Origin of the sequence: Streptosporangium minutum (assembly GCF_002149035.1) — a bacterium.
GTDB lineage: Bacteria > Actinomycetota > Actinomycetes > Streptosporangiales > Streptosporangiaceae > Streptosporangium > Streptosporangium minutum.
Genome location: NZ_NGFP01000546.1, coordinates 1 through 613, shown reverse-complemented (window position 1 = coordinate 613; position 613 = coordinate 1). Strand labels below are relative to the sequence as shown.

Sequence of the window (613 nt, the reverse complement as noted above, 5' to 3'; positions counted from 1 at the left end):
GGGGGAAGGCGACGGCGGAGAGGACGGCGCGCAGTGGGAGCGGCTGGTAGATGTGGGGGAAGGCCTCGCTTGAGTCGGCGGGGGTCTCCATGCGTACATCGAGGCCGGCCGGGTCGATGGTCAGCAGTACCAGGGGCTGGTCGACGTCGTGGTAGAAGCGTTGGATGACGCCCCGCAGTTGGGCGTGGTCGGCGCAGGCGTGGATGAAGCCCTCTTGTTCGAGGGTGCGGCCGAGGGTGGAGACGCGGTACTCCCCCGCCGGTTGGGCGGCCTGCCAGTCGGTGGCCAGGGCCAGGTGCAGGATGGTCATCGGGTCAGGGCCTCCGGGGCGCGGTCGACGTCGTCGGCGGTTGTGCCGGGGGTGGGAGGCGCGGATCTTTCCGGTGTGTGCGGCGGCGCGGTTTCCGGCTTGTGGGTGAGGTGCATGGCTGTACTGTACGGCCCGGCCGGTCGTGGGGTTTCGCGTCCGTGGTGACTGCCCCGGTCCCCGCGGTGCTCGCCGTCGGATCGCGGCAAGGGGCCCTGATGTCTGTTGTCGTCTGACCGGTCGGCGCATGCGGGGGCGGGTGTCTGTCTTGTCGGTGCTCGCCGACCGGCAGGTCTTCTCCTGGGA

Annotated in this window: 1 protein-coding gene; it reads right to left on the bottom strand. The window is 70.6% G+C overall.

The window, feature by feature from the left end; genetic code table 11:
• On the bottom strand, window positions 1-310 hold a 310-nt coding region (locus CA984_RS44300), incomplete at its 3' end, for a DUF952 domain-containing protein (RefSeq protein WP_086579184.1).
• Window positions 311-613 lie beyond the last annotated feature (303 nt).